Here is a 26,795-nt window from a genome sequence, read left to right on the forward strand (position 1 = left end):
ACTGCGTCCAGGACGCGAATGCGCAGATCGTGACTGTAGGCACGGGCCATGGCGATCTCCCTGACGAACCTTCAGGGATCAACGCTCACCTCGCCGCAACGACTCAGGGATCGTGGAAAACGCTCTAGCGCGCAACATCGAGGCCTTGCAGCAGCGGCGCGCGGCCGATGAGCGCCGGTCGAGCGCGGCGGACCGGATCGCTGAAACGATCACCCGCTTCACCGGCAGCATGCCCTTTGTCGTCTTGCACGTGGTGGTGTTCGGTCTCTGGACGCTGATCAACACCGGCCTCCTGCCGGTCCTACCGAGATGGGATGCGAGCTTCGTCATCCTCGGCACTTCCGCATCGGTGGAGGCGATCTTCCTCTCGACCTTCGTGCTGATCAGCCAGAACCGCATGGCGGCCGCAGCCGACAAGCGCGCCGACCTCGATCTGCATATCGGACTTCTGGCCGAGCATGAGGTCACGAAGCTGGTCACGCTGGTGTCGGCGATCACAGATCATCTCGGCATCGCCACGGAGGCGGACGCGGAGGTCGGCGAACTCAAGCAGGATGTCTCTCCCAACCTGGTCCTCGATACCATCGCGGAGACGCAGCCGGGCAGAACCTGATGTCCCGGCACCTCGTGGGTCGAGCCTTCAGACCAGGGCACCGGATTGCGCCGGCGCGGCCGCCCGGGCAGCGTCGGGCCCTGGAGTGGGCACTTCGACGGCGGGCGCCTGGACGACCTTAGCGCCCGCCTGCCGCTCGAGCGTCACGACGGTGCGGAAGGCAAGAACGATGCCGGCCAGACCGAACAGGACGGAGCCGGCACCGACCCCCGCGATCACGCCCTTTGGTCCGTAGTAATGCGCGCCGATCAGGGCCGGCGGCACGGTTCCCAACGTGGCGCGGCCCCAGTTCAGAGCGGTCGAATAGAACGGGAAACCGAGGTTGTTGAACGAGGCGTTCGCCAGGAACAGGAGCCCGGTAAAGAACCAGACACCGCCGCTCACGAGGCAGAAGAACCCGAACAGGTCGGCCGCGACGCCCTGAAGTTCGAAGAGCCTGATCAGAGGAGCCGCTCCCAGTGCCAAGGCGAGCCAGACCACCAGCACGTAAGCCGCCGTCACCAGGGTGCCGTCACGCAGAACGCCGCGCATCCGGTCGAAGCGTCCCGCGCCCCAGTTCTGGCCCAGGATCGGCCCGATCGACCCCGACATCGCGAACAAGCCACCGAAGGCCACCGGGGTCAGCCGGTCCACCACAACATTGCCGGCCACTGCGACGGCGCCGAACTGCGCCAGCGCATGGGCGATGAAGGCACTGGCCACGGAGGGCGCCAGGTTCGTCAAGACGGCGGGTAGGGCGATGCGCATGACGACGGGCGCATCCGCGATCACGTGGGCGAGGCGCGGCCGGGCGAGCATTCGATGCTGACGCACGCCCCAGAGGCCGATGATGGCGAAGGTCGCGCGCGCAAAGCAGGTCGTGATGGCCGCCCCGTCGACGCCGAGGCTCGCGCCAAAGATCAGCAGCGGGTCGAGGCCGGCGGTCACGATCGCCCCCCCGAGCGTGACGTACATGGCCTGACGCGCAGCGCCAACGGCGCGCAACAGGCCGGAAAACATCATGCCGGGTCCCATCAGCAGGTTCGACGGCAGCGTGATCCAGAGGAAGCGCGTCGCCACCGGCAGGGTCTCGGCATCGGCCCCGATCCAGCCCAGGAACATCGGCAGGAACGGCAGCATCCCGAGCACGAGAAGCCCCGACACGACGATGCCGTGGATGGTGCCAGAGGTCGCCAGCCGACGGGCGCCCTCTCCATCGTCGGCGCCGATTGCCCGTGAAACCAGGGCGCCGGCCGCAATCATCAGGCCGATATTGATGGCGATCGCGAAGAACTGGACGATGGTGGCAAAGCCGACGGCCGCCGTGAGGGTCGGATCACCGAGCTTGGAGACGTAGAGGAGAGACAGGAAGTCGACGACGAAGATTGCCATCAGTCCGACCGAACCGGTGGCGCTCATCGTCACGACATGGCGCAGGATCGAGCCTTCGACGAAGCGCGCCGAACCGCTTCGGGTCACTTCAGCCATCCGATCAGGCATCCGAGCGAACATCCTGGTGGACGTCGTGCACTTCGAGGGTGCGGGTGGCCGCCTCCCGCTTCTTCGAGCCGATGATATCGCGGGTCTCGGCGTTGAGCGCGCGTGACGGACGTTGAGGCTCGGTCAGCGGCTCCGGCTTGATCTCGGACACGCCGCGCGTCCAGATCGTCGTGTCCGGCAGGGTGCCGGCCTGTTGCAGCACGAGACGGGCGACGTCGCGCTTGCGAACATCCTCGGCCGTCGCGGCCGCAGCCTCGGCGCTGAGGCCGAGACCTTCCAGGGTCGCGCGTCCGAAGGCGAGAGCGGATTCGACCGTCTCACGCAGTTGGAAATCCACGTCTCGATTCATCAGTTCCACCGCATGCATGCGGTCATAGGCCCTGACGTAGGTCCGCACGGTCGCGAACTCCTCGTGGACGATGTCGATGATTTTCAGGGCCGCCTCGCCGTCGTCGACGCAGACGCAGAGGAGTTCGGCCCGGCCGATGCCGGCGGCACGCAGCACATCGAGGCGGGTTCCGTCGCCATAATAGATGCGGAAGCCGAAGCGCGATGCGCTGCGGATCTGTTCGACATCCTTGTCGATCACCGTGACGCTGATGCCCTCGGCCAGGAGAACCTGAGTCAGGATCTGACCGAACCGGCCGAAGCCCACGACGAGGACGCGGGCCTCGGTACTCTCGATGGCTTCCGGCATCGCCTCGGGGCCTTCGGGACGGCGGGCGAGCACGGTGTCGAGGGCCTTTGCGGCGACCGGACCGACCAGCATGGTGAGGGCGGCGAGCGCGACGGCGAAGCGCGTGCTGGCCGAATCGATCAGACCGAGTTCACCGCCTGCCGGGAGCAGCACGAAGGCGAATTCGCCCGCCGGCGCGAGGATCGCGCCCCCGCGCACAGCATCGAGCCAGGGTGAGCCGAACAGGCGGAACAGCCCCGCCACCAGCGCCACCTTCAGCAGAATCGCGCCGGCCGTCGCCCCGAGAAGGGTCGGCCATTCCGACTTCAACAGACCTCCGTCGATCGACATGCCCACGCTCATGAAGAACAGGCCGAGCAGCATGCCGCGGAACGGCTCGATGTCGGCCTCGAGCTGGTGCCGAAAATTCGACTCGGCGAGCAGCACGCCCGCCAGGAAGGCGCCCATCGCCATCGACAGCCCGACATGCTCCATCAGCATCGCGGTGCCGAGCACCACCAGGAGGGCCGCCGCCGTCATCACCTCGCGGGCGCCGCTGGCCGCCAGCAGGCCGAAGAACGGATTGAGGCCGTAGCGGCCGACCAGCACAACGGCGAGGATCGCAGCCCCGACGGTTCCGGTGGATTGCAGGGCCGAGAGGAGCCAACCATCGCCTCCGCCCATGCCCGAAGAGGCGAAGAGCGGCATCAGCGCCAGGATGGCGACGACCGAAATGTCCTGGAACAGCAGCACCGCGAAAGCGCGCCCACCATAGGGCGACCCCAGATCGCCTCGCTCCTCCAGCAATTGCAGCGCGACGGCCGTCGCCGACAGTGCGAGCGCGATGCCGATGAGCAGGCTGGCGGAGGGCTTCGCTCCCATGAGGATGCCGACACCTGCGAGCGCCGCCGAACAGACGAGCAGTTGCGTGGTGCCGAGCCCGAAGATGTCGCGGCGCATCGAGACGAGGCGCGAGATCTGCAGTTCGAGCCCGACGATGAAGAGCAGTAGCACGACGCCGAGTTCCGCAACGCTGGCGGCCGTCTCGGGCTCGGCAATGAGCGAGAAACCGAACGGGCCGATCACGACGCCGGCCACGAGGTAGCCCAGTACAGCGCTCTGCCCGATGAGGCGGAAGATCGGGACGCCGATGACCGCCGCCGACAGAAATGTCAGCACGGGTGGCAGGAAGCTGACATGGGTCGTGGCGCTTGCCATGGGAATCCGAGACTGGAGAAATCCGAGACTGGAGGAATCCAGGGCTGAAGGAGGCCAACCTCGATCAAACGTGATCCTGGAGTGCCGGGCAGGCCCGTCTTACCCACGGCCGGGCCATCCGTCACGTCCACGGGTATCCCGATGGCATCCGGGGCTGGGTCCAGCGGTGCGAATCATCACCTCACACCGTCCCGGCTGCTATGGGCAGAGTCGGTGCCACCACGCCTCTCAGCGATCGCGCGGAGACCGCGTCTCGAACGAAATGCGGCCACGGCCCCGTCGACGCTCCTCACGACGTCCGATCAGGAAGCTCGATGCATCACCTTCCAGCAGCAGCATTTCCGAATCCCACACGTCCTGGCGGATTAGGCCGATGTCCTTCAACTCTCGATCGGACATCACCGAGAGTTGTCGGACCACGCGGCGGTTGAGAGCGGCCCGTGACAGGCCCTCGGCGATGGCGGTCCTCAAACCAAGCACCCAAACCCTGCATCGCACCGCTGCCGCTCGGACCGCAGCTGAATGTCCGTAACGGATGATCGTCCCTTTCCTCTGGGTTGTGGTGATGGTGTCCATGATGCGCGTCCTCCTTGATGCGCGTGCAAAGCCGCCGCGCGTCAGTCGCGAGCGCCAATGCCGAACAGTGCGGCGACGGTCCTGGCGCCGACAGGGACAATCCAGTACAATCTGGTCAAATTGTCCGGGACAAGGAGCAGGACAGATGAAGGCCGTTCCGCAATCGGCACCGACGCTGGTCGAGACCGTCGCGGCCGTCATCACCGAGAGAATCGACGCGCGTCAGATCATGCCGGGGGCACGCCTCCCCTCCGTGCGAGCCTTCGCGGAAGCCATGGGTGTCTCCAAGTCCACGGTCGTCGAAGCCTATGACCGCCTCGGAGCCGAGGGGGCGATCGTCGCGCGTCGAGGCTCCGGTTTCTACGTGGCCGGAAAGTTGCGCCCGCTCTGCCTCAAGGCAGTGGGTCCGCAACTCGATCGTGCGGTCGACCCGCTGTGGATCACCCGGCAATCGATGCAGGCCGGCTCGGATCTGGTCATGCCGGGGTCGGGCTGGCTTCCCCCAGCCTGGATGCCTGATGAGGCAGTCCGTCGAGGCCTGCGACAGCTCGCACGCGGAGCCGAAACGAACCTCGTCGCACACGATCAGCCCCTCGGCTTTCCGCCCTTGCGCGCGCAGATCGCCCGGCGTCTGGCCGAGAAGGGGGTGGAGGCGGGCGCCGACCAGGTCGTGCTGGTCGATTCGGCAACGCAGGCCCTGGATCTGCTCTGCCGCTTCCTGCTTGAGCCGGGCGATACCGTGCTGGTCGATGACCCCTGCTACTTCAACTACCACGCCCTGCTTCGGGCACAGCGGGCGCGGATCCTGGGCGTGCCGCTGACGCCGAACGGCCCCGATTTGGCAGCCTTCGCGGCGCTGCTGGCCGAACACCGGCCGCGCTTCTACGTCATCAATTCCGCGCTCCAGAACCCCACCGGCTCGACCCTTTCCCCCGCTGTTGCGCACCGCATCCTCAAGCTTGCCGAAGCGCACGACACCCTCATCATCGAGGACGACATCTTCGGGGATTTCGAGAGTGAGCCGTCTCCGCGCCTTGCCGGGTTCGACGGGCTCGAGCGGGTGATCCAGATCGGCAGCTTCTCGAAGACCCTTTCCGCTGCCATCCGCTGCGGGTTCATCGCCCTGCGCGATGATTGGGTTGAGCCGCTCGTCGACCTGAAGCTCGCCATGAGCCTGGGCAACAGCCATCTGTCGGCGAGCCTGATGCATGGCCTCCTCACCGATGGGACCTATCGTCGGCACCTCGCAGACGTCCGGGAGAAGCTCGGACGGGCCATGGCGCCGGCCCTGCGGCAGCTGGAGGGCTGCGGCCTCAAGGCTTGGCTGGAGCCGTCAGGCGGGTTCTTCCTCTGGATGCGTCTGCCCGACGGCCTCGACTCGGCCGATGTCGCCCGGTGCGCCCTGGCACGCGGGCTCGTGCTCGCCCCGGGGGGAGCCTTCAGCCCGTCGTCGCTGAGCAACCGCTTCCTGCGCTTCAACGTGGCCCAGTGTGCCGATCCCCGGATGGTCCCCCTGCTGAAAGCAGCCTTGGCCGAATGCGCGGCCGTACGCCCCCTTCCGGCGACCCGAGGGCATGTTCCTGGCGCGTCCTCCGACGCTTGAACGCCATACGGACCCGCTTTCGTGGCACCGCAGGTGCCTGTCCGGGAGTTTTCCGCTATGACAGGTTGACAGGGGCGTCCCCGCCTCGCCACATCCCGGCTATCATGAGCGACGCGAATCTGACGACCTCCCCCGTTTCCGGCGAAGCGGTCAAGCCGCCCCTGGAGATCCTGCTTTGCGCACCACGTGGCTTCTGCGCCGGTGTGGTGCGGGCGATCGACGTGGTGGAGCGGGCGCTCGCCATATACGGACCTCCGGTCTACGTCCGTCATGAGATCGTCCACAACAAGTACGTGGTCGAGAGCCTGAAGCGGAAGGGCGCAGTGTTCGTGCGCGAGCTTGATGAGGTTCCCGACGGCTCCGCCCCGGTGATCTTTTCGGCCCATGGCGTGGCCAAGACCGTTCCTCACAACGCCGATTCCCGCGGTCTCACCACCATCGACGCGACCTGCCCGCTGGTGACCAAGGTCCACCGCGAGGCGGAAATCCATCACAAGCGCGGGCGCCATGTGCTGCTCGTCGGCCATTCCGGCCACCCCGAGGTCGTCGGGACCATGGGTCAGTTGCCGAAAGGCTCGATCACTCTGGTCGAGGATCTGGAGCAGATCGCGGCCCTCGAGCCGGAGAACCGCGACAACCTCGCCTGGGTGACGCAGACGACCCTGTCGGTTGACGACACCCATCACATCGTGGAAGCGCTCAAGAAGAAGTTCCCGACCATCACCGGGCCGCACAAGGACGACATCTGCTACGCGACCACCAATCGCCAGGAAGCGGTGAAGCAGGTGGCACCGCTGGTCGACGCCGTCATCGTGGTCGGTTCGTCGAACTCGTCGAACTCGCAGCGCCTGCGGGAGGTCGCCGAACGCGTCGGCTGCCCCATCACACGCCTGGTGTTGCGGGCCGAGGAGATCGACTGGCCTGCCTTCGAAGGCATTCGCAAGCTCGGCCTCACGGCTGGCGCTTCCGCACCAGAGGTGCTGGTCGAGGAAATCATCGACGCCTTCGCGGCCCGTTACACGGTCACGGTGGATACGGTGTCGACGGTCGTGGAGGACATGTCCTTCCCGCTGCCACGCGAGTTGCGCAGCGAAGCCGCCGAATAAGCCTCACGTCCATTTGGAAAATTGCCGTCAGCAAGGGCGCCATCTGGCGCCCTTGTCCTTTTCGTCCCTGAGAATTCAAGCGAAGCGCAGTGGCTGTCTACACAGAGGTCTCCGACGCGGCGCTGACCGCCTTCCTGGCCGCCTACGACATCGGCACCCTGCTGTCGTACAAGGGCATCGCCGAAGGAGTGGAGAACACCAACTACTTCCTACACACCACCGGCGGCACCTTCATTCTCACCCTCTACGAAAAGCGGGTGCGCGCCGACGATTTGCCGTTCTTCCTGAACCTGATGGAGCATCTCGCTGCGCGGGGCCTTGCCTGCCCGCAGCCGATCCGCGACCGGGCCGGGATCGCACTGGGAGAGCTTTGCGGCAAGCCGGCGGTGATCGTCACGTTTCTTGAGGGCGTATCGGTCAAGCGCCCCGGGATCGACCATTGCCGGGCCCTCGGCGGAGCGCTTGCGGGTCTGCACGCCGCCGGCGCCGACTTTGGCATGCGTCGCGCCAACAATCTCTCAGTGGAAGCCTGGGAGCCGCTGTTTCATCTGGCGGAGCCAGAGGCAGATAGAGTCTCGCCGGGCCTCGGCGAGCGCATCGCCGGCGACCTTGCCATCCTTGAGGCCGGCTGGCCCTCGGGACTGCCCTCCGGGGTGATCCATGCCGACTTGTTCACCGACAATGTCTTTTTCATCGGCGACGATCTGTCGGGCCTGATCGATTTCTATTTCGCCTGCACCGACGCGTTCGCGTACGATCTCGCGATCTGCCTGAATGCTTGGTGCTTCGACGCAGACGGCACGTTCCATCGCGAGATGGGCGCGGCGCTGATCGCGGGCTACGAGGCGGTGCGTCCGCTGACCCCCGCAGAGGTCGAAGCCTTGCCGATCCTGTGCCGGGGTGCCGCCCTGCGTTTCCTGCTCACCCGCCTCGTCGACTGGCTCAACGTGCCGCCGGGAGCCCTGGTTCAGCCGAAGGACCCGCTGGAATACGACCGCCGGCTGACCTTCCACCGGAGCATCACGCACGCGCGGGATTACGGTTGGGGCGGGGTGGCCTCGGCCTGACGACACCGACGGCTCACTGCCCCACCACCCTGAGCCCGCCACATGGGGCACAGGATGGTGCGGAATCGTCGGGCGTCAGAGAGGTGCCCGGAGGCGAAGGATCTTCAGATTACCTTGAGCAGGGCATCGACGCCCGAGATCTCGGTCTTGGCCGGGGAATCCTCCACGTTCAGGATGCGGACGACGCCGTCATCGACGAGCATGGCGTAGCGCTTCGAACGAGGCCCAAGGCCGAAACCGGCGCCATCCATGTCCAGGCCGATGGCCTTGGCGAACTCGGCGTTGCCGTCCGCGAGAAACTCGAGGCTCTCTGCACCGCTGGCCTTCTGCCAGGCGTCGAGAACGAACACGTCGTTGACGGAGGTGATTGCGATCGCGTCGATGCCCCGTGCCTTGATCTCCGCCTGCTTCTCGACAAAACCGGGCAGATGGTTGCGGTGACAGCTGGGCGTGAAGGCGCCCGGGACGCCGACGAGAACAACGCGGCGCCCCTTGAAGAGGTCATCGGTGGTCTTGGCTTCCGGTCCGTCCGTGCCGCTCACACGAAACGTCACCTGGGGGAGGTGGTCGCCAACCTGAATGGTCATCCGTCGTCTCCTGAAGATCGCTGGGGCACCCGAACCATCGGGACCCTGGTCGTGCCACGCATTCCGGCCGTGCGGAACCCGTTGCCCCGCCGCGCAGGCCCGCTTCGCACCGCGCTCGAGCCCCACGAAAAACCGTCTAGCTCGCAGGAGTTAGCGTGTCGAGGTGCAGATCTGTTGCGTCGAGTGCGGCCGGCCTCGGACGTGACCCGGTGGCCCATCCGACACGGCTGCGCCCTGGACAAAGCCGCCATGCGGCGTAGCATGCCGGCATGCAGACGCCTCGACCCCGTGCGGGTGATCCCGCCTATCTCGACGGTCAGTTCCTGGTAGCGATGCCGGGGCTTACGGACTCGCGGTTCGCGCGTTCGGTCATCTACCTGTGCGCCCATTCGGCCGATGGAGCGATGGGGATCATCCTGAACAAGGCGGTATCCGACCTCAATATGCCGGACCTGCTGATTCAGCTCGACATCGCCAGCGAAACCGACGCCATCCGCCTTCGTGAGCGCGTCGGGCACATGCCCGTCCTGATGGGTGGCCCGGTCGATGCCAAGCGCGGCTTCGTCCTCCACACCGATGATTTCCACATCGATCAATCGACATTGATCATCGATGACGGGATCTGCCTGACTGCGACCGTCGACATCTTGCGGGCGATCGCGGCGGGCGATGGTCCCGCAAGCGCGGTCCTGGCCCTCGGTTATGCCGGGTGGCAGGCTGGCCAACTGGAGGATGAGATCCTGGCCAACGGATGGCTGGTTTGCCCGGCCGATCCCGACATGATCTTCCATACGGCGCTCGACGCCAAATATGAGCGTACTCTTCGCAACAACGGCATCGACCTCGCGATGCTCTCCGTCAGCGCGGGCCATAGCTGAGCTAAGCCAAGTTTTATGGCTCGACGAAGGGTGCTCCACCGGAGTCGGGGTTCATGCCTTCCACCGGGGGCTTACGGCGCGGGCGGGGTGGGGCCGCCGAGGCGCTCGGTGCCGCCGTGCCGATCGTGACGCCAAGACGGGTGGCGAGGGCGAGCGCCCGCGCTTCGGTGAAGCGTAGATTGCAGAAACCGTGCGTGCCCTCTCGGGCGTACGTCCGGCACATCTGCTCGCGATCCGAGGAAAAGGCGGCCTGCTCCGTCACCACCGGACGCAGATCCGAGCCCCGGAGACGCTGGCTCATCAGCTTGTAGTTTTCTCGTACCGCCCGATCGGCTCCGCCGCGCGCAGCCTCGAACTCGCCGGCCCGTGGAAGCAAGGTCGCGGCGGCAGGCCCCCAGAGGCCGTTCGGGGTCGTGGCGCAATCGTCTGCCGCAAAGGTGCAATTCGGCCCGGAGAGCGACCGAACCAGCACGGCGCCGTCGAGCACCTCGAAGCGCAGGGGGCACTCCCCACCCGTTATTTCAAAGCGGCTGACACCCTCCGGACGTCCTTCGGAGGAGACCGCGATCGACGCGCCGCCGTTCAGGGGAACCTTACAGGTCTCGACCGGCTGCGAAATCTTGTTGCCGGGCAGGGTGATCCGGGCCGTCGTGCCACCGCCTGCCTTTTCCAGCCTGAGGCTTCCATTGAGGCCATTGAGCTGCAGGTCCTGACCCATCACGCTCTCCTCCGATGGAGCCTTGAGCACCACGGGCTGCCGCGGCGCCGGAGGGGCACGAGGGATATCGGCGGCTGGCGGCGGCGCTTCGCCCGGCGCTCCCGGCGGCGGAGCCCCGGGTGCGGTGGGAACCCCACGCGGCGGTACCGGAGGCTTGGCAGCACGCCCGATACCGAACAACTCCTCGAAGAACGACTGAGCGGATGTCGGTTGAGGCATCAACGCCAGCACCGGCAGAAGGAGAAGCACGCGGGTCAGACGCATCGAGACTTTCGGGCCTATGGCAGGGGAGGTACAGGACTGCGCAGCCAAGCATGTTTACCTCATGCTTACCATGCGTGAACCGCCCAGCCACGGCGGCGACGACACTTTAGCACTGAGCGGATCCTAGTCTGAAGCCGTGGCACGATCCGATCCGCAGCGTGAGCGAACGGCAGACACGACACCTTGGAAACTCCAAGGCGCTGAGACGGGTAACGCGTTTTGCCGGGATCGGATGCACCTCGTCGCGGCACTTCGCCTTGCGGCCCTGAGGCACCCTTCTTATATCGGCCGAGACGCGGGATTAAGACCCGGCTCCGCACCGTTCCGGGGCGCGAACCGGTGCCCGAACCCGTTCTCATACATTCAGTTTCGCACAGCCATGGGCCGAGCTGCTTCGGGGCTCGGCGGTCTGCTTGACCAAACGACAACAGAGGGATCCCACCATGGGTAAGGTTATCGGTATCGACCTCGGCACCACCAATTCCTGCGTGGCCGTCATGGAGGGCACGCAGCCCAAGGTCGTCGAGAATTCGGAAGGTGCGCGGACCACGCCGTCCATCGTTGCCTTCACCGACGAGGGCGAGCGACTCGTCGGCCAGCCGGCCAAGCGCCAGGCGGTTACGAACCCCGAGCGCACCTTCTTCGCCATCAAGCGTCTCGTCGGTCGTACGTATGACGACCCGATGACGCAGAAGGACAAGGGCCTGGTTCCCTACTCGATCGTGCGCGGCGACAACGGCGACGCCTGGGTCGAGGCGGACGGCAAGAAATACTCGCCGTCGCAGATCTCGGCCTTCACCCTTCAGAAGATGAAGGAGACGGCAGAGGCACACCTCGGGCAGCCCGTGACCCAGGCCGTGATCACCGTACCGGCCTACTTCAACGATGCCCAGCGTCAGGCCACCAAGGATGCCGGCAAGATCGCTGGTCTCGAAGTGCTGCGTATCATCAACGAGCCCACCGCGGCGGCCCTTGCGTACGGCCTGGACAAGAAGAAGGCCGGCACCATCGCGGTCTACGATCTGGGCGGTGGCACCTTCGACGTCTCGATCCTTGAGATCGGCGACGGCGTGTTCGAGGTGAAGTCCACCAATGGCGACACCTTCCTCGGCGGAGAAGACTTCGACAACCGCGTGGTCGAGTACCTGTCGGCGGAGTTCAAGCGTGAACAGGGCATTGACCTGACCAAGGACAAGCTCGCGCTTCAGCGCCTGAAGGAGGCGGCCGAAAAGGCGAAGATCGAGTTGTCTTCGGCGACGCAAACCGAGATCAACCTGCCCTACATCACGGCCGACGCTTCGGGACCGAAGCATCTCGCGCTGAAGCTCAGCCGCGCCAAGTTCGAGTCGCTCGTGGACGATCTCGTCCAGCGGACGATCGAACCGTGCCGCAAGGCGCTGAAGGATGCGGGTGTTTCGGCGTCCGAGATCGATGAAGTCGTTCTCGTCGGCGGCATGATCCGCATGCCGAAGATCCAGGAAGTCGTGAAGTCGTTCTTTGGCAAGGAGCCCCACAAGGGCGTCAATCCGGACGAGGTCGTGGCGATCGGTGCTGCCGTCCAGGCCGGCGTGCTTCAGGGCGACGTCAAGGATGTGCTGCTCCTCGATGTCACGCCGCTGTCGCTCGGCATCGAGACCCTTGGCGGCGTCTTCACCCGCCTGATCGACCGCAACACCACGATCCCGACGAAGAAGTCCCAGACCTTCTCGACGGCCGAGGACAATCAGAACGCGGTCACGATCCGGGTCTTCCAGGGCGAGCGCGAGATGGCGGCCGACAACAAACTGCTCGGCCAGTTCGACCTGATGGGCATTCCCCCGGCGCCGCGCGGCATGCCGCAAATCGAGGTGACATTCGACATCGACGCCAACGGCATCGTCAACGTGACGGCCAAGGACAAGGCGACGAACAAGGAGCATCAGATCCGGATCCAGGCCTCGGGCGGCCTGTCGGATGCCGACATCGAGCGGATGGTGAAGGACGCCGAAGCAAACGCCGAGGCCGACAAGAAGCGCCGAGAACTGGTTGAGGTGAAGAACCAGGGTGAGAGCCTCGTCCATGCCACCGAGAAATCGGTGAAAGAATATGGCGACAAGGTCTCGTCCGACGACAAGGGTGCCATCGAGACTGCGATCACCGCTTTGCGGACCGCTCTTGAGGGCGAGGACGTCGAGGTCATCAAGGCGCGAACCACCGATGTGATGCAGGCTTCGATGAAGCTCGGCGAGGCAATGTACGCCGCCAACCAGGCCGGTGAGGCGGGTGCCGCACCGGGCGCCGACGAGGCGAAGAAGGACGACGTCATCGATGCCGACTTCCAAGAAGTCGATGACAAGGACCAGAAGAAGCGGGCATAACGCCTGCATCTGAAAGCGGGGCCGGAGCGATCCGGCCCCGTGTCATGTCTGGGTCCCTTCCACGTGTGCGATGGGGTCGGGACAGCGCTCCTGCAATCATGAAGACGGCGCGGTCCCGTTGGATCGGCGCGCCGGGGGACTTTGAGGACGGGAATGTCGAAGCGGGACTATTACGAGATTCTGGGCGTCTCCAAGACCGCAACCGACGGCGAGATGAAGATCGCCTTCCGTAAACTTGCCATGACCTACCACCCGGACCGCAATCCCGGGAATTCGGAGGCCGAGCTCAAGTTCAAGGAACTCAACGAAGCCTATCAGTGCCTTTCGGACGGCCAAAAACGCGCAGCCTACGACCGTTTCGGCCATGCGGCTTTCCAGCAGGGCGGCGGGGGAGGACCCGGGTTCGGCAACGAATTCGGCGACTTCATGTCGGATATCTTCGACAATTTCTTCGGCGACGGTCGCGCGGCTCCGGGAGCTGGACGTGGCGGCACACGCAGTGGCCCCGCCCGGGAGCGGGGCGCCGATCTTCGGTACAATCTCGAGATTTCCTTGGAGGAAGCCTTCAGCGGCAAGGCCGAGACCATCAAGATGGCGACGTCGGTCACCTGTGAGGTCTGCTCCGGGTCCGGTGCCAAGGCGGGCTCGAAGCCGCGCCCCTGTCAGACCTGTGGTGGATACGGCCGCGTGCGCGCGGCGCAAGGCTTCTTCGCGATCGAACGCACCTGTCCGAATTGCCATGGGCGCGGCGAGGTGATCGACGATCCCTGCACGGCCTGCAGTGGGGCGGGTCGCGTCACACGGGAGCGCACGCTCTCTATCAATGTGCCGGCTGGTGTCGATGATGGACTGCGGATCCGCCTTGCCGGGGAGGGCGAGACCGGCCTGCGAGGCGGACCGGCAGGCGACCTTTACGTTTTCCTGTCGATCAAGCCGCACGAGTTCTTCCAGCGGGATGGGGCGGACCTGTTCTGCCGCGTGCCGATCTCGATGGTGACCGCCGCCCTTTCCGGCGAGATCACCGTTCCGGTGATCGACGGCTCGCAGACGCAGGTTCGGATCCCGGCGGGTACCCAGACGGCGAAGCAGTTCCGCATCAAGGCTAAGGGCATGCCGGTGCTTCGCTCACGCGATGTTGGAGATCTCTACATTCAGGTTTTTGTCGAGACGCCGCAGAACCTCTCCAAGCGCCAGCGTGAACTTCTCCAGGAATTCGATCAAACTGCGTCGGATGAGAACCATCCGGAGAGTGCAGGCTTCTTTTCGAAGGTTAAGGACTTTTTCGACGGACTTGGCGGTACTGCCCGTACTTGAGTCATCACAAACCTGCGGATCAAATTGACGCGGCCCCGGTTATCGGATGTGGCGTGCCGGCATCGCCACCCCAATCGTTGTGTGCGCCGGGGCCTGTTCCATGGATGCGAGCTTGACTGCCGAAGAGCTTCGTCGTCTAGCCTTTCCCTCCCACCCGTGATCTGAGGACATAGGGTCTTGCCGCCGCTACGCCGCCCCAGCGCAAAAGCCGACCTCGCCTCCGGTGCCAACCGTACGCGACGGGACCCGCTGGAGGACGAGGCGCGATTTCTACGCTCCTGGTTCGAGCGACCGCTCGTCACCGGAGCCGTGACCCCCTCGGGCAAGATGCTCGCGCGGACCATGGCGTCCTATGTCGACCCGCGCGTTACCGGTCCGGTAATCGAACTCGGTCCCGGTACGGGTCCGGTGACGGAAGCCCTGATCCGCCGCGGCATCGAACAGGAGCGTCTGATCCTGGTCGAGTACAATCCCGATTTCTGCAAGCTTCTCCAGAAACGCTTCCCGCGCGCGACGATCGTCCGTGGTGACGCTTACAACATCCGCGAGACCCTCGGCGCGATGCTGTCGGACAAAGCTGCAGCGATGGTCTCAAGCCTGCCGCTGTTCACAAAACCCCTGGAGCAACGCCTCGATCTGCTCAACGCTGCTCACGCGATGATGCACGCCAGTGCGCCGTTCGTACAATTCACCTACGCTGTGGTGCCGCCCATCCCGGCACGCTGCGATGCCGGCACCTACACGGCGAGCCGATCGAATCGGGTCTGGCTCAACCTGCCGCCTGCCCGCGTCTGGGTCTACCGCCGCCCCTGACCCATACGCCCGGAAGATCAAATCCGAACGGGAGCTGAAGGGCGAGCTGGGGCTGGGTTCAGGGCTTTCCCTCTATCTCCGAGGTGAGAGCGGGAGGCGCCCGCTCGTTCGAGATAGGATCCGACCATGACCACATCCCCCATGGGATCGATGCGGGCCGTCAAGGCCTCAATCGTGGTGGCTGCCCTCGCGTGCGGCCTCGCGGCCGGAAGTCCGGCCACCGCCATGCCTGCGTTCGCACCCCCTGCCGCTTCGGAGCCGGCTGCGATCACCACCGTTCAGTACTGGGGTGGGCATGGTGGATGGGGACATCACCGTCACCATGATCGCTACGATGGCGGTCACGAGCGGGGACGCCATCGCGGATGGGGGCACCGCCGTCATGGCTGGGATCATCACGGTGGCTGGGATGAGCGCCGCGGCTGGCATGAGCGCCGGCACCACCGTCGTGGGCATGGCCGTTACGAGTACTAAAAGCGGCGATACCAGCTCCCGACGACTGTGCCTCGTAGAAATCCGGACGTCGTCATTCGGCGATCCGCTCGAGGATGGCGTCGGGCCCTGACCTCGGGGCCGGATCGATGCGGTAGGCTGCGGACACGGCGATTTCTGACCGGTCCGCGGCGGTCGCATCGGGCGCATGGATCATTGCGAGCACCTCGCCCCGCTCCACTCGCGCACCGACCCGAGGAAGCCGGGTCAGACCGACCCGAGGGTCGATATCATCCTGGGGGCGAGTTCGCCCCCCCCCGAGCCCGATGACGGCCAGCCCCAACTCGCGGGTGGCCACCGCGGTCACAAACCCACTCGTAGGCGCCGCGATGGTCCGGATGACAGGAGCCACCGGCAGATGGCGCCCCGGACTCTCGATAAGATCGCTCGGGCCTCCAAGCGCGGCGACCATCCGACCGAAGGTTTCGGTCGCACGGCCGGAAGCCAGGGCTTTCTCCAGGGCCGTTACGGCGTCTTTGATATCAGCACGCAGTCCGCCGATCACCAGCATTTCGGCGGCCAGTGCCATGGTGACAGCGTGGAACGTAGGCTCCCGTGATTGTCCGGTGAGATACTCCAGGATGTAGGCGACCTCCAGGGCATTTCCGGCGGAGGAGGCGAGGGGCGAATCCATATCGGTGATCAGCGCCACCGTGGGCAGGCCGGCGCCGTTGGCGACGGCGACGATGCTGCGCGCGAGTCCTTGTGCCTCGGAACGCTGAGCCATGAAGGCTCCCGAGCCGGTCTTCACATCCATCACCAGACCATCGAGGCCAGCCGCAAGCTTCTTCGAAAGGATGGAGGCGGTGATGAGGTCGAGGGACTCGACCGTGCCGGTGACGTCGCGGATGGCGTAGAGCCGACGATCCGCGGGAGCCAGGTCGGCGGTCTGCCCGATGATGGCGCAGCCGACCTCCGCGGTGACACGCCGAAAGCGGTCGAGATCGGGCGTCACATCGTAGCCCGGGATGCTCGCGAGCTTGTCGAGGGTGCCACCGGTGTGGCCGAGACCGCGACCTGAGATCATGGGCACATAGCCGCCGCAAGCCGCCACCATCGGCGCAAGCGCGAGGCTGACGGCATCCCCGACGCCCCCAGACGAGTGCTTGTCGAGAACGGGTCCGGGCAGCTTCCAGTGCAGAACCGTGCCCGAGCGGGTCATGGCTTGGGTCAGGGCGACGCGCTCCGCCCGCGAAAGCCCCCGGAAAAACACCGCCATGGCGAAGGCCGCCGCCTGTCCCTCGGTGACCCGCCCGTCGGTCAGGCCGGCGATGAAGTCGGCAATGTCTTCGGACGGGAGTTCGCCACCATCGCGCTTCGCCCGGATCAGTTCCTGCGGCAGCCTCATCGGGCCGGCTCTCCGCACGCCGACATCAGTGCGGCGTGCAGACTGCTGGCGCCGAGACGGACAGTGCGGGGCGAGACCCAGGCGGGCCCCATGATACGATCGGCGAGCGCGAGATAGCGACCGGCATCGGCGACGCTGCGCAATCCGCCCGAGACCTTGAGCCCGACAGAGCGCCCATCTGCCCGGTCCCGGATGGCGAGAAGCATCGCTTCGGCCGCTTCGGGTGTCGCAGATATCGGGCACTTACCTGTTGATGTCTTGAGGAAATCCGCGCCGGACTCGATGGCGAGGCGACTGGCTGCGGAGATCGCCGTCGATGTCGCCAGCTCGCCGCTCTCGAGGATCACCTTGAGCAGTCGGTCGCCATCGCAGACCTCGCGGATGGCGCCGAGCATCGACCGGCATATCCCGGTCTCGCCAGCGAGGAAGCTGCGATAGGGCAGCACGAGGTCGATCTCGTGCGCGCCGTCCGCCAGGGCCTCCGTCGTGTCGTCCACCGCCCGCTCGATATCGTCGCCACCGGCGGGAAAGTTGATGACGGTGGCGATCCGCACCGGGCTGCCGGCGAGAAGCCGGGCGGCCCGGCTCACGTAATGCGGCCAGACGCAGATGGCGGCGACCCGGCTCGCGCGAGCGTCTCGGCAGAGCGTGTCGATGGCGGCTTCGGAGCAGGACTCGCTGAGATCGGTGAGGTCGAGCAGCGGCAGGGCTCGCCGGGCGATGGCGGCATCGTCGGTCATGAGGGCGTCCTTGCGGGCAGGCGGGCCACGAAGGCCGCGACGAGGCGGGCGAGGTCGTCGCCGGCATCAGCGGCGACCGCCTTGGTCTCGGCATGGTGGGGATTGCCGGCGCCGATGCCGGCGCCGAGGTTGGTCACCACCGAAACGGCGGCGACGGGCAGACCGTAGAAGCGGGCCAGAATGACCTCCGGCGCCGTCGACATGCCGACGAGATCGGCGCCGAGGCGCCCGGCCATGCGGATTTCGGCTGGCGTCTCGAAGCTCGGGCCGGAGAACCAGGCGTAGATCCCGGTGTGGAGTACCAGGCCGGATTCTGCTGCTGCGGCAAGGAGATGGCTCCGGAGCGACGCGTCGTAGGCCTCGACCATGGGCACGAAGCGGCCGTCGCTCGGCTCGCCGATGAGGGGGTTGAGGCCCGACAGATTGATGTGGTCGGTGAGCGCGACGAGGCTGCCGGGACCGACCTCGGGCCGCAGCGAACCGGCCGCGTTGGTGAGAAGAAGGGCTTCTGCGCCAAGCAGTTGGGCGACGGCGAGGGGCACCCGCATGATGGCGGCGTCACCCGCCTCGTAGGCGTGCGCGCGGCCCTCGAAGACCAGAACCCGGCGGCCGGCGAGGCGGCCGGCATGCAGGCGGCCGCCGTGGCCGCTCACCCCGAGCGCCGGAAAGCCCGGAATCTGCGCGTAGGATACCGAGAGTGTTTCGTCGAGGTCACACACCCAGGCACCGAGTCCGGTCCCGGTCACGATCGCACAGGCGAACGGACCGCCGAACCCCTGGGCGCGAAGCAGGCCGGCGGCGGCCTCGACGGTCGGCTCGGGCTCACCCATGATCGAGACTCTCGGCAGAGACGAGATTTTCGGGCGAGACAGGATTCTCGGGTGAGGCGAGATTCTCGGGTGAAGCGAGGTTCTCGGGTGAAGCGAGATTCTGGGGTGAGACGAGATTCTTGGGTGAGCCAAGATTCTCGGGGCCAAACGATTCGGGCAGCAGCGTCCCGAGGGTGAAGGCCGCGCGGATACCCTCGGCATCGGCGACGTGGACCAGAACCGCCGGTCCGGCGAATTCGCGGATGCGCTGGCGGCAGGCGCCGCAGGGTGTCACGAGGCCGGGGCCCGGACCGAGCACCAGGAGTTCGGCGATGGCGCGACCGCCCGCTGCCACCATGGCGGCAATGGCGCCGGCCTCGGCGCAGGTCCCGACCGGATAGGCGGCGTTCTCGACGTTGCAGCCGACATGGACGGCGCCCGAGTCGTCGCGCAGGGCCGCACCGACGGGGAAGCGCGAGTAGGGCGCGTAGGCCCTGGCCTGCGCGGCCCGGGCGGCGTCGAACAGGCGGGCGAGATCCGGGTTCATGAGAGCAGGACGCGGAGCGGCATCCTGAGACTTAAGGCACCAAGTCGCGGGTCTGTCGAGGGTCGGGCGTCATCGACACCGGGCCGCCGCGCTCCTAAGACGGGGCCAGTGGGCGAATGGGCCGGGAGGCGGCAGGATCATGTTGGGACGTTTCGAGCGCGGAGCCTCCGGCGAGGCGGTGGTGGAGTACGGCGACGGCACCATGCGGGTGGTCAAGCCCGGCAGCTTCGTGCGCTGCGCGGTGACCGGCGAGCCGATCGCCCTCGACGCTCTGCGCTACTGGAGCGCCACCCTGCAGGAGGCCTATGCCAGCCCCGAGGCCGCGATGAAGCGCCTCGCCCAGACCGGGCGGCCGGCTTGACGGCGCGGTCGCCTTCGGCCCGCCAGCGGGTGCGGGGGTGACCGATTCGCCCGGTTGCCGAGCCCCAGCAACCCCGTGATCACGGACGGTCTGCGTCGAGCCCCCATCGCTTCAGGCGGATGGCGTGTGAAGCTCGGCCGCGACGAGGTCGATGAACCGCCGCACCTTGGAGGCCAGATGGCGGCGGCTGGGGTAGAGGGCACAGATCGGGATGGGTGGGGCGGCATAGTCTGAGAGAACGACGCGCAGGCGGTCGTTCGCGATGTCCTCGTCGACGACGTAGCTCGGCAGGTAGGCGAGGCCGGCTCCGGACAAAGCGGCATCGCGCAAGGCCTCGCCGCTATCGAGCGCGAGCCGCGCACGGGGCCGGATCGCGATCGTCTTGCCCTCGGCGACGAAACGCCAGGCCCGGTGCCGCCCGGCGCTGAGATAGCTCAGGCAGGTCTGCTCGGTCAGGTCGTCCGGGTGCCGGGGCAGCGGCCGCGTGGACAGGTAGCCCGGGCTTGCCACGACGAGGTCCTGCTGACGCGTCAACGTCCTGGCGATCAGGGTCTTGGCGATCAGGCTGCCGTTCTCGCGCGGATCACCGATCCGGATCGCCAGATCGTAGCCGTCGTCGATGATGTCGTTGACCCGGTCGGTGAGACTGACCTCCGCACGCAGCTTCGGCCACGCCGCCAGGAACCGGTTGAGCACGGGCAGAACCACCACCCGTCCGAAGGTCTCCGGGGCCGTGAGGCGGAGGATGCCCTGCGGTTCGCCGCCCCCCTCGGCCAGCGACAGTTCCGCATCCTCGAGATCCGAGAGGATCTGCGTACACCGATCGAGGAAGAGGCGGCCGTCGTCCGTCAGGGCGAGGCTTCGCGTCGTGCGATGGAACAGCCGCACGCCGAGGCGGCTTTCGAGGCGCCCGACGCTCTTGGCGATCCCGGATCGCGTCATCGACCGGAGGCGCGCCGCGGCGACGAAGCTTCCGGCCTCGGCCGCGGCGACGAAAGCTGCGATGTCGCCGACATGCCCGAATGACATCCGCGCCGTTCCATCCCCGCAGTGTTGACGCCCATTCGCCAATCGCCGGCGTATACCGGCCATTCGACGCAATTGACAGCACTTGCGACAAGACTTGCAACAGCACTGGACGGGTGTCTCATGGCCTTCAACGATCTCGTGACCCATCGGCTCGCACAATGGGCCGGCAGCCTGCAGGACCTTGGACCGGTCATCCTCGGCGAGACCCGGGGCGCGACGCTGGAGGAGATCCGTCGCGCCTACATCGACACGATGGCGCAGCATCCGACGCCCGAGGGCGTTCGGATCGAACCCGTCGATATGGGCGGCGTCCCGGGCACCCTGGTAACGCCGGACGACGTCGTCGGCGACCGCGTGCTGTTCTACATCCACGGCGGGGCCTACATCGTCGGAGGACCGGGCGGATATCACGGCCTGGCCGGCGCCTTCGCCAAGGCGATGAAGGCCCGCGTCTACCTGCCGGATTACCGGCTGGCTCCCGAGCATCCCTTCCCGACCCCGATCGACGATACCTTCTCGGCCTATCGCTGGCTGATCGACCAGGGCCAGGACCCGCGTTCGGTCACCGTCGCGGGAGATTCGGCGGGTGGCGCCATGGTGGTCACCGTGATGGTCATGGCGCGCAACGCGGGCGTGCCGTTGCCGGCTGGCGGGGCCGCCCTCTCCCCATGGGCGAACCTGGAGCATACCGGCGCCTCGATGTTCAACCGCGAGGGCCTCGATCCGCTGAACACCAAGGCGGGTCTCGACCTGATGGCACGGACCTTCCTCGGCGGGGCCTTGCCGAACAGCCCGGAGGCTTCGCCGGTCTTCGCCGACGTTCGCGGATTACCACCGATCCTGGTGCAGATCGGCGAGGCCGAACTGATGCTCAGCGACGCCATCCGGCTCGCCAACCATCTCGGCGAGAACCGCGTCCGGGTCTCCCTGGAGATCTGGCCGAACATGTTCCACGTCTGGCACATGTTCCAGGCCGAGCTGGCCGAGGGCCGGGCAGCGATCGGGAACGCCGCCACCTTCCTCGAACAGGCGATCGCCTCGGCGCAGGCCGGATCGTGACCTGACGGTCGAAGGGGCGGGATCGCGTGCCCGCTTCTCTCGCGGGTCGAAGGGCCTAATCTTCGATCGGTCGTGAAGACGCGGATCGACCGTGAACCGTCCCCGAATCTGGCGTTTTGCTTTGTCGGGTCGGGATAACGAGTTTCCGCCGATCCCCGACACATTCTAGCCCGAGGCTCGGCCGAGCAGCGAGCGCAGCTGCGCGAGGAGCGGCGCTTCGTCGGCGAAGGCGAGGGTGACGGGCAGGATGGCGACGCGGGCGGCGAACGGGGCCTCGAGGCGGACGTGGTCCTTCTCGGTGGTGACGAGGTCGGCGCCGAGGCGTCGCGCCTCCGCCGTCAGCGCCGCCGCGTCGGCAGCGGCGTAGGGGTGGTGATCCGCAAAGGCGCGCCGGCCGACGAGGGTGGCGCCGGCCTCGGCGAGGCTCGAAAAGAACTTGCCGGGGCGCCCGATGCCCGCGAAGGCGAGGACGCGCCGACCCGCGAAATCGGCCCCCGGGATCAGGCGGGCGCGGTGGACCGGCAGCCCGCGCGCCCGCGCCGCCTCGGCCACGACCGCGCCGCGCGGGCCGTCGCCGATCAGCACGATCCCGTGGACGTGGCGCCACTGGCGCGACAACGGAACCCGCAGGGGGCCGGCCGGGAAAGGCCGGCCGTTGCCGAGCCCGGCTCCGGCATCGACCACGGCGAGCGACAGGGTCTTGGCCAGGCTCGGGTTCTGGAGGCCGTCATCCATCACGATGACGTCGGCGCCCTCCGCCACGCACAGGCGGGCGCCGGCCGGGCGATCGCGCGACAGGATGGTGGGAGCGGACCGCGCCAGCAGGCGAGGCTCGTCACCGGTCTCGGCCACGGTCTGCATCGTCGGATCGACCCGGATGGGACCGGCGAGGCGTCCGCCATAGCCTCGGGTCAGGAAGGCCGGGCGGGCGCCGAGGTCGCGCAGCAGGGTCGCCAGCGCCAGCGCGGTCGGCGTCTTGCCGGCGCCCCCCAGAGTGAAGTTGCCGATGCACAGGACGGGGCAGGGCGCGGCGGCACCGGGGCGATCCATGCGGGCGGCGGTGTGGCGGCCGTAGAGGGCGCCGAGGGGCGCCAGCAGACGGGCCGCCGGGTGGCCGGGCCGCGCGTCCCAGAAGGCGGGGGGCCGCATCAGTCCGGGCTCACGAGGCGGTCATCGCCGTCAGGGTCATCTGGGCGATGAAGGGGTCGAGCACCGACAGGGTGCGGGCGACCGCGCCCTCGAAGGGCTGGAGTGCGGCGGCGCCGGCCTGGTTCAGCGCCGCAATACGGGGCCGGTCGCCCAGCAGGTCGTCCAGGGTGACGGCGAGGTCGTCGGCATCCAGCACCAGCAGGGCGCCGCCGGCGCCGTCGAGGGCGCGGTAGACCTGGGTGAAGTTGTGGACGTGCGGCCCATGCAGCACAGCGGCACACAGGCGGGTCGGCTCGATCGGGTTCTGCCCGCCATGCGGCACCAGGGAGCCGCCGAGATAGACGATGCGGCTGAGCCGATAGAACAGGCCGAGTTCGCCCAGCGTGTCGGCGACGTAGAGGTCGACGCCCCCGTGCGGGCGCCCGCCCTGCGAGCGCCGGGCGCTGCGCAGACCTTCGGCGCCGGCGCAATCGGCCACGTCGCCGCCACGGTGGGGATGGCGCGGCACGACGATGGTGAGGAGACGGGGCCAGCGCGCCCGCAGGCGGGCATGGGCGCGGGCCGCCATCGCGTCCTCGCCCGGATGGGTGCTGGCCGCGACCCAGACGGGCCGGTCGCCGATGAGATCGCGCAGGTGGGCGAGTTGCTGCCCGTCCGCCGGGGGCACCTCGGAATCGTATTTGAGATTGCCGGCGATCTCGACCCGCGGGGCACCGAGGCGGCGGAAGCGGTCGGCATCCTCGTCGGTCTGGGCGAGGCAGATCGCGATGCGGGCCAGGAGCGCCTCGGCGGTGCGCGGCGTGCGCGCCCAACCCTGGAACGAGCGCTCCGACAGCCGCGCATTGACCAGAAGCAGCGGGATGCCGCGCCGGTGCAGGGATAGGATGGTGTTCGGCCAGATCTCGGATTCGGCGATCAGCGCCAGATCGGGGCGCCAATGGGCGAGGAAGCGCTCGACCCAGCGCGGCGCATCGAGGGGCATGTACTGGTGTACGGCCCCGGCCGGCAGGCGGCGCCCGATCAGGTCGGCCGCGCTGCGCGTGCCCGTCGTGACCAGGACCGAGAAGCCGCGCGCGATCATGCCGTCGACGAGGCCGACCAGGGACAACGCCTCGCCGACGCTCGCCCCGTGCATCCAGACCAGACGCCCGAGGGGGCGGGCCCGGCCCGGCAGGCCGCGCCGCTCGGCGAGGCGGCCGCCATCCTCCTTGCCCCGGCGGGCGCGCCAGCCGAGCAGGCCCACCAGCGCCGGCTCGCCGAGATAGAGGCCGTAGCGGTAGGCCCCGAGGAGCGCCGTGAGGGGCGGGGCCTTCGCCATCGCCTTCATGCGGGCGTCCCGGCGCGGGGTTCGGCCGCGCCCCGGTCCGGATGGGTGACGCGGTCCAGATGGGTCACGCGATCATGGGGTCCGACGCGGTCGGGGCGGCCGACCAGGGTGTAGGCGCGGTCATGAACCCGGTTCATCTCGGCCTCCAGCTGCCGGCGCAGTGTTTCGAGGACATCGGGCGCGACGTCGCGGGGCACGACGATCGGGTCTCCGAACACCATCGCGCCGCGGCCCAAGGGCAGGCCGAGGCAGGCCCGGTCCCAGCTGTTGAAGCGCCAGTGCCGGCTCGTCACCACCGCCACGGGAATGATCGGCCGGCCGGAGAAGCGCGCCAGGGTGAGGATGCCGGCATCGGCGCGGCGCGAGACCTTCGGCACGTCGGCGCTGAAGGCGACCGATTCGCCGTCCTTCAAGGCCCGCAGCATGGCGCGCAGGCCCTCGGCCCCGCCCTTCGCCTTGGCGTCCCGCAGCACGCGGCCGCGCGCGCCCGAGGCCCGGATGACCCGCACGCCCATCCGGGTGAGCGCGATGGCGTTGATGTTGCCGTCGGCCGACCGGGAAATGATGGTGGCGATCCGGTCGTGCGGCCGGCGCATGAACGAGATCATCGTGTGCTGGCCGTGCCACATGCCGGCGATGAAGGGGCTGTGCCCGTCGAGCCAGGCATCGGGGCCGGCCGGCTCCACGGTGAAGCGGTTGGTGCGGCGGACCAGGCGCAGGTAGCCGCCGGCGAGGATGCCGAGGGCCTGCTGAACCGCCGGCGCGCGGCCGATGCGTTTGACGAGGCTCATCACTTCGCTTTCGCGGCGCCGAGGGGCCGGTCGCGGAGCCGTCCCGCGCCTTGCGGCGACGACCGGGACGGACGGGCAGCCGGCTGTCTAGCTCCGATCGCCGGACCGGTGCAACGCCGCGGGAAGGCCGAAACCTCCGCTTCGGGTGACAGAAAGGGGCATCCGGCGCTTGTTTGGAGCCGTTCCAATCCATAGATTGGAATCGATCTAAACAGGTCGCGAGGCCGGAGAGGATGCACGCGATGACGATGTCACAGGCCCACGGAGTCGCGGGATCGGCGGCGCCGCTCGACCCCGCAGCGGCCGAAGCGCACCGGGCTTTCGTGCTGCGCTACGTCCAGCCGGGCCTCGCCGGGCTGATCGACGGCTCGGTCTCGACCCTGGCGCCGATCTTCGCCGCCGCCTTCGCGACCCACAGCAACGGGGCGACCTTCCTGGTGGGGCTCGCCGCCTCGATCGGGGCCGGCATCAGCATGGGCTTCACCGAGGCGCTCTCGGATGACGGGCAGATCACCGGGCGGGGCACGCCGTGGATGCGCGGCCTCGTCTGCGGGGTGATGACCACGCTCGGCGGTCTCGGCCACACGCTGCCCTACGCGATCCCGGACCGGTGGCCGAACGCCTTCGGCTTCGCCACCGCCCTGGCGATCGTCGTGGTGGTGGTGGAGCTGCTGGCGATCGCGGCCATCCGCACCCGCTACATGGCGACGCCGTTCTGGCGCGCGGCGATGCAGGTGGTTCTCGGCGGCGCCCTGGTGCTGCTGACTGGGATCGCCATCGGCAGCGCGTGAGCGTTGGGGCGAGAGCCTTGGGGGCAAGAGTCTCGGGGGCGAGCAAAGCCGTGAGCCCCGGGGGCGGGTGGCGAATCGCCCCGCGAGGGTTGACCCTCGGGGTCGGATGAGGCGATGCGGAACCCCGAAATCCCGATCATCGATCGTGCACCGGGGGATGATGTTCCGCCTCGCCCACCTGACCGACCCCCATGTGGGGCCGCTGACGCGCCCGCGCCTGCGCCAGCTCCTCAGCAAGCGCGCCACCGGCTACGTGAACTGGCAGCGCGGCCGCAAGGACGCGCACGACATGGAGGTGCTGGCCGCCCTGGTGGCCGACCTCCAGGCTCAGGCGCACGACCACATCGCCTGCACCGGCGACCTGTGCAACATCGGTCTGCCGAGCGAATGGTCGACCGCCAAGGTCTTCCTCGAGGCGCTCGGCACGCCGGACGCGGTGAGCTTCGTGCCGGGCAACCACGACGCCTACGTGCGCGGCTCCCTCGAAGGGCTGCTCCTCGCCTGCGGGGCCTGGACCACGGGCGACGACGGCACGCATGGGCATTTCCCCTACCTGCGCCGGCGCGGGCCTGTCGCGCTGATCGGATTGTCCTCGGCGGTTCCGACCAAGCCCCTGATGGCGAGCGGGCGCCTCGGGCCGCAGCAGATCGCCGCGACCGAGGCCCTGCTTCGGGCGCTCGGGGCCGAGCCCGAGCCCCCCTTTCGCGTGGTGATGATCCACCATCCGTCGCATCCCGGCGGCACCTCGTCCGGGCGGGAATTGAAGGATGCGGGCGCGTTCACCGCCATGGTGGCACATGCGGGGGCGGAGTTGATCCTGCACGGGCACAACCACGTCCGCAGCGTGGCGTTCGTGGCGGGGCCGGGGGGCCGGTCGATCCCGGTGGTGGGCGCCGCCTCGGCCTCGGCTCGGGGCGATGCGCGGCACCACCGCGCGAGCTACCACCTCTATACGATTACCCGCGCGGCGGCGGGCTACACCGTCGCCGGCATGGAGCGGGGCCTGACCGAGGCCGGCACCATCGCGGATCTCGGACCCCTGGCACTGGCCCGGGCCTGAGGCGCCCGGTGCCGGGTCGAGGG

At 67.8% G+C, this 26,795-nt stretch carries 24 protein-coding genes and 2 pseudogenes; 13 read left to right on the plus strand and 13 right to left on the minus strand.

Annotated features, from left to right (window positions below):
• Window positions 1-112: 112 nt before the first annotated feature.
• Window positions 113-613 carry a DUF1003 domain-containing protein gene (locus J7U37_RS13195; RefSeq protein WP_247636013.1) on the plus strand — a complete coding sequence of 167 codons (501 nt, stop codon included), beginning with the start codon at window positions 113-115 and terminating at the stop codon, window positions 611-613.
• 27 nt (window positions 614-640) lie between these two features.
• Here the strand turns inward: J7U37_RS13195 and J7U37_RS13200 are convergent, their stop codons facing one another.
• The 3 genes from J7U37_RS13200 to J7U37_RS13210 all read right to left on the minus strand — a co-directional run bounded on the left by J7U37_RS13200 (window position 641) and on the right by J7U37_RS13210 (window position 4,562).
• Window positions 641-2,080, minus strand: a complete 1,440-nt coding sequence (locus J7U37_RS13200; RefSeq protein ID WP_247636014.1) for an MATE family efflux transporter — start codon at window positions 2,078-2,080, stop codon at window positions 641-643.
• A gap of 4 nt (window positions 2,081-2,084) precedes the next feature.
• The gene (locus J7U37_RS13205; RefSeq protein WP_056480314.1) at window positions 2,085-3,986 is read right to left on the minus strand and encodes a monovalent cation:proton antiporter-2 (CPA2) family protein; all 1,902 of its coding nucleotides are present in this window, start codon (window positions 3,984-3,986) and stop codon (window positions 2,085-2,087) included.
• Between the two features lie 228 nt (window positions 3,987-4,214).
• On the minus strand, window positions 4,215-4,562 hold the full coding sequence (locus J7U37_RS13210) for a DUF1127 domain-containing protein (RefSeq protein ID WP_247636015.1): 348 nt from the start codon (window positions 4,560-4,562) through the stop codon (window positions 4,215-4,217).
• Window positions 4,563-4,707: 145 nt separating this feature from the next.
• Between J7U37_RS13210 and J7U37_RS13215 the strand changes: the two genes are divergently transcribed.
• From J7U37_RS13215 to thrB, 3 genes are all read left to right on the plus strand, one after another.
• Window positions 4,708-6,165 (plus strand): PLP-dependent aminotransferase family protein, encoded by a 1,458-nt coding sequence (locus J7U37_RS13215; RefSeq protein WP_247636016.1) that lies wholly within the window; start codon window positions 4,708-4,710, stop codon window positions 6,163-6,165.
• A 104-nt stretch (window positions 6,166-6,269) separates the two neighbouring features.
• Window positions 6,270-7,271, plus strand: a complete 1,002-nt coding sequence (gene ispH / locus J7U37_RS13220; protein WP_056182755.1) for a 4-hydroxy-3-methylbut-2-enyl diphosphate reductase — start codon at window positions 6,270-6,272, stop codon at window positions 7,269-7,271.
• Window positions 7,272-7,360: 89 nt separating this feature from the next.
• The gene (thrB, locus tag J7U37_RS13225) at window positions 7,361-8,338 is read left to right on the plus strand and encodes a homoserine kinase (RefSeq protein ID WP_247636017.1); all 978 of its coding nucleotides are present in this window, start codon (window positions 7,361-7,363) and stop codon (window positions 8,336-8,338) included.
• 104 nt (window positions 8,339-8,442) lie between these two features.
• Here the strand turns inward: thrB and J7U37_RS13230 are convergent, their stop codons facing one another.
• Window positions 8,443-8,925: a peroxiredoxin gene (locus tag J7U37_RS13230; protein ID WP_056182759.1), complete on the minus strand. Its 483-nt coding sequence runs from the start codon at window positions 8,923-8,925 to the stop codon at window positions 8,443-8,445.
• A 269-nt stretch (window positions 8,926-9,194) separates the two neighbouring features.
• On the opposite strand from J7U37_RS13230, the gene J7U37_RS13235 reads away from it, so the two are divergent.
• Window positions 9,195-9,803, plus strand: a complete 609-nt coding sequence (locus tag J7U37_RS13235) for a YqgE/AlgH family protein (protein WP_247636018.1) — start codon at window positions 9,195-9,197, stop codon at window positions 9,801-9,803.
• 13 nt (window positions 9,804-9,816) lie between these two features.
• Here the strand turns inward: J7U37_RS13235 and J7U37_RS13240 are convergent, their stop codons facing one another.
• Entirely contained in the window at window positions 9,817-10,785 is a 969-nt protein-coding gene (locus tag J7U37_RS13240; protein WP_247636019.1) for a hypothetical protein, read from the minus strand.
• A gap of 443 nt (window positions 10,786-11,228) precedes the next feature.
• On the opposite strand from J7U37_RS13240, the gene dnaK reads away from it, so the two are divergent.
• The 4 genes from dnaK to J7U37_RS13260 all read left to right on the plus strand — a co-directional run bounded on the left by dnaK (window position 11,229) and on the right by J7U37_RS13260 (window position 15,743).
• The gene (gene dnaK / locus J7U37_RS13245) at window positions 11,229-13,142 is read left to right on the plus strand and encodes a molecular chaperone DnaK (protein ID WP_247636020.1); all 1,914 of its coding nucleotides are present in this window, start codon (window positions 11,229-11,231) and stop codon (window positions 13,140-13,142) included.
• Between the two features lie 153 nt (window positions 13,143-13,295).
• Window positions 13,296-14,456, plus strand: a complete 1,161-nt coding sequence (gene dnaJ / locus J7U37_RS13250; RefSeq protein WP_247636021.1) for a molecular chaperone DnaJ — start codon at window positions 13,296-13,298, stop codon at window positions 14,454-14,456.
• 177 nt (window positions 14,457-14,633) lie between these two features.
• Window positions 14,634-15,269 (plus strand): rRNA adenine N-6-methyltransferase family protein, encoded by a 636-nt coding sequence (locus tag J7U37_RS13255; RefSeq protein WP_056182774.1) that lies wholly within the window; start codon window positions 14,634-14,636, stop codon window positions 15,267-15,269.
• A gap of 126 nt (window positions 15,270-15,395) precedes the next feature.
• Window positions 15,396-15,743 (plus strand): hypothetical protein, encoded by a 348-nt coding sequence (locus tag J7U37_RS13260; RefSeq protein ID WP_247636022.1) that lies wholly within the window; start codon window positions 15,396-15,398, stop codon window positions 15,741-15,743.
• A 52-nt stretch (window positions 15,744-15,795) separates the two neighbouring features.
• On the opposite strand, the gene deoA is transcribed toward J7U37_RS13260, so the two are convergent.
• From deoA to J7U37_RS13280, 4 genes and pseudogenes are all read right to left on the minus strand, one after another.
• Window positions 15,796-17,109: a thymidine phosphorylase gene (gene deoA, locus J7U37_RS13265; RefSeq protein WP_247636023.1), complete on the minus strand. Its 1,314-nt coding sequence runs from the start codon at window positions 17,107-17,109 to the stop codon at window positions 15,796-15,798.
• Window positions 17,106-17,849 carry a deoxyribose-phosphate aldolase gene (gene deoC / locus J7U37_RS13270; protein WP_247636024.1) on the minus strand — a complete coding sequence of 248 codons (744 nt, stop codon included), beginning with the start codon at window positions 17,847-17,849 and terminating at the stop codon, window positions 17,106-17,108. Before deoC ends, deoA begins: the two co-directional genes overlap by 4 nt.
• Window positions 17,846-18,679, minus strand: coding sequence for a purine-nucleoside phosphorylase (locus J7U37_RS13275; RefSeq protein WP_247636025.1), 834 nt, complete (start codon window positions 18,677-18,679; stop codon window positions 17,846-17,848). The genes deoC and J7U37_RS13275 overlap by 4 nt, the downstream gene beginning before the upstream one ends.
• 127 nt (window positions 18,680-18,806) lie before the next feature.
• Window positions 18,807-19,205: pseudogene (locus J7U37_RS13280) on the minus strand (cytidine deaminase); the annotation flags it as partial.
• A gap of 139 nt (window positions 19,206-19,344) precedes the next feature.
• Here J7U37_RS13280 and J7U37_RS13285 point away from each other — a divergent pair.
• Window positions 19,345-19,566 carry a DUF2093 domain-containing protein gene (locus J7U37_RS13285; protein WP_056480352.1) on the plus strand — a complete coding sequence of 74 codons (222 nt, stop codon included), beginning with the start codon at window positions 19,345-19,347 and terminating at the stop codon, window positions 19,564-19,566.
• A gap of 111 nt (window positions 19,567-19,677) precedes the next feature.
• Here the strand turns inward: J7U37_RS13285 and J7U37_RS13290 are convergent, their stop codons facing one another.
• Window positions 19,678-20,595 carry a LysR family transcriptional regulator gene (locus tag J7U37_RS13290; protein ID WP_247636026.1) on the minus strand — a complete coding sequence of 306 codons (918 nt, stop codon included), beginning with the start codon at window positions 20,593-20,595 and terminating at the stop codon, window positions 19,678-19,680.
• A 120-nt stretch (window positions 20,596-20,715) separates the two neighbouring features.
• Here J7U37_RS13290 and J7U37_RS13295 point away from each other — a divergent pair, with 120 nt between their 5' ends.
• Window positions 20,716-21,654: an alpha/beta hydrolase gene (locus J7U37_RS13295; protein WP_247636027.1), complete on the plus strand. Its 939-nt coding sequence runs from the start codon at window positions 20,716-20,718 to the stop codon at window positions 21,652-21,654.
• Window positions 21,655-21,819: 165 nt separating this feature from the next.
• On the opposite strand, the gene lpxK is transcribed toward J7U37_RS13295, so the two are convergent.
• The 3 genes from lpxK to J7U37_RS13310 are packed head-to-tail and all read right to left on the minus strand — an operon-like array spanning window position 21,820 to window position 24,921.
• Window positions 21,820-22,803 carry a tetraacyldisaccharide 4'-kinase gene (gene lpxK / locus J7U37_RS13300; RefSeq protein ID WP_247636028.1) on the minus strand — a complete coding sequence of 328 codons (984 nt, stop codon included), beginning with the start codon at window positions 22,801-22,803 and terminating at the stop codon, window positions 21,820-21,822.
• 10 nt (window positions 22,804-22,813) lie between these two features.
• The gene (locus J7U37_RS13305) at window positions 22,814-24,130 is read right to left on the minus strand and encodes a 3-deoxy-D-manno-octulosonic acid transferase (RefSeq protein WP_247636029.1); all 1,317 of its coding nucleotides are present in this window, start codon (window positions 24,128-24,130) and stop codon (window positions 22,814-22,816) included.
• Window positions 24,127-24,921, minus strand: a complete 795-nt coding sequence (locus J7U37_RS13310; protein ID WP_247636030.1) for a lysophospholipid acyltransferase family protein — start codon at window positions 24,919-24,921, stop codon at window positions 24,127-24,129. Before J7U37_RS13310 ends, J7U37_RS13305 begins: the two co-directional genes overlap by 4 nt.
• Window positions 24,922-25,220: 299 nt before the next feature.
• On the opposite strand from J7U37_RS13310, the pseudogene J7U37_RS13315 reads away from it, so the two are divergent.
• Window positions 25,221-25,712 (plus strand): annotated as a pseudogene (locus J7U37_RS13315) (VIT1/CCC1 transporter family protein); the annotation flags it as partial.
• A 160-nt stretch (window positions 25,713-25,872) separates the two neighbouring features.
• Complete coding sequence (locus J7U37_RS13320; RefSeq protein WP_247636060.1) at window positions 25,873-26,772, plus strand: metallophosphoesterase; 900 nt, start codon at window positions 25,873-25,875, stop codon at window positions 26,770-26,772.
• Window positions 26,773-26,795: the final 23 nt, after the last annotated feature.

The sequence above is a fragment of the Methylobacterium sp. 37f genome, assembly GCF_023093475.1.
Lineage (GTDB): Bacteria > Pseudomonadota > Alphaproteobacteria > Rhizobiales > Beijerinckiaceae > Methylobacterium.

Excerpts from the sequence above, each read along its gene's own strand:
- J7U37_RS13200 (WP_247636014.1), bottom strand. The coding sequence starts at position 2,080 with ATGGCTGAAGTGACCCGAAGCGGTTCGGCGCGCTTCGTCGAAGGCTCG.
- J7U37_RS13285 (WP_056480352.1), top strand. The coding sequence starts at position 19,345 with ATGTTGGGACGTTTCGAGCGCGGAGCCTCCGGCGAGGCGGTGGTGGAG.
- deoA (WP_247636023.1), bottom strand. The coding sequence starts at position 17,109 with ATGAGGCTGCCGCAGGAACTGATCCGGGCGAAGCGCGATGGTGGCGAA.
- J7U37_RS13215 (WP_247636016.1), top strand. The coding sequence starts at position 4,708 with ATGAAGGCCGTTCCGCAATCGGCACCGACGCTGGTCGAGACCGTCGCG.
- J7U37_RS13295 (WP_247636027.1), top strand. The coding sequence starts at position 20,716 with ATGGCCTTCAACGATCTCGTGACCCATCGGCTCGCACAATGGGCCGGC.
- lpxK (WP_247636028.1), bottom strand. The coding sequence starts at position 22,803 with ATGCGGCCCCCCGCCTTCTGGGACGCGCGGCCCGGCCACCCGGCGGCC.
- dnaK (WP_247636020.1), top strand. The coding sequence starts at position 11,229 with ATGGGTAAGGTTATCGGTATCGACCTCGGCACCACCAATTCCTGCGTG.
- J7U37_RS13205 (WP_056480314.1), bottom strand. The coding sequence starts at position 3,986 with ATGGCAAGCGCCACGACCCATGTCAGCTTCCTGCCACCCGTGCTGACA.
- J7U37_RS13210 (WP_247636015.1), bottom strand. The coding sequence starts at position 4,562 with ATGGACACCATCACCACAACCCAGAGGAAAGGGACGATCATCCGTTAC.
- J7U37_RS13310 (WP_247636030.1), bottom strand. The coding sequence starts at position 24,921 with ATGAGCCTCGTCAAACGCATCGGCCGCGCGCCGGCGGTTCAGCAGGCC.
- J7U37_RS13240 (WP_247636019.1), bottom strand. The coding sequence starts at position 10,785 with ATGCGTCTGACCCGCGTGCTTCTCCTTCTGCCGGTGCTGGCGTTGATG.
- J7U37_RS13235 (WP_247636018.1), top strand. The coding sequence starts at position 9,195 with ATGCAGACGCCTCGACCCCGTGCGGGTGATCCCGCCTATCTCGACGGT.
- dnaJ (WP_247636021.1), top strand. The coding sequence starts at position 13,296 with ATGTCGAAGCGGGACTATTACGAGATTCTGGGCGTCTCCAAGACCGCA.
- J7U37_RS13290 (WP_247636026.1), bottom strand. The coding sequence starts at position 20,595 with ATGTCATTCGGGCATGTCGGCGACATCGCAGCTTTCGTCGCCGCGGCC.
- deoC (WP_247636024.1), bottom strand. The coding sequence starts at position 17,849 with ATGACCGACGATGCCGCCATCGCCCGGCGAGCCCTGCCGCTGCTCGAC.
- J7U37_RS13260 (WP_247636022.1), top strand. The coding sequence starts at position 15,396 with ATGACCACATCCCCCATGGGATCGATGCGGGCCGTCAAGGCCTCAATC.
- J7U37_RS13230 (WP_056182759.1), bottom strand. The coding sequence starts at position 8,925 with ATGACCATTCAGGTTGGCGACCACCTCCCCCAGGTGACGTTTCGTGTG.
- J7U37_RS13320 (WP_247636060.1), top strand. The coding sequence starts at position 25,873 with ATGTTCCGCCTCGCCCACCTGACCGACCCCCATGTGGGGCCGCTGACG.
- J7U37_RS13305 (WP_247636029.1), bottom strand. The coding sequence starts at position 24,130 with ATGAAGGCGATGGCGAAGGCCCCGCCCCTCACGGCGCTCCTCGGGGCC.
- J7U37_RS13275 (WP_247636025.1), bottom strand. The coding sequence starts at position 18,679 with ATGGGTGAGCCCGAGCCGACCGTCGAGGCCGCCGCCGGCCTGCTTCGC.
- ispH (WP_056182755.1), top strand. The coding sequence starts at position 6,270 with ATGAGCGACGCGAATCTGACGACCTCCCCCGTTTCCGGCGAAGCGGTC.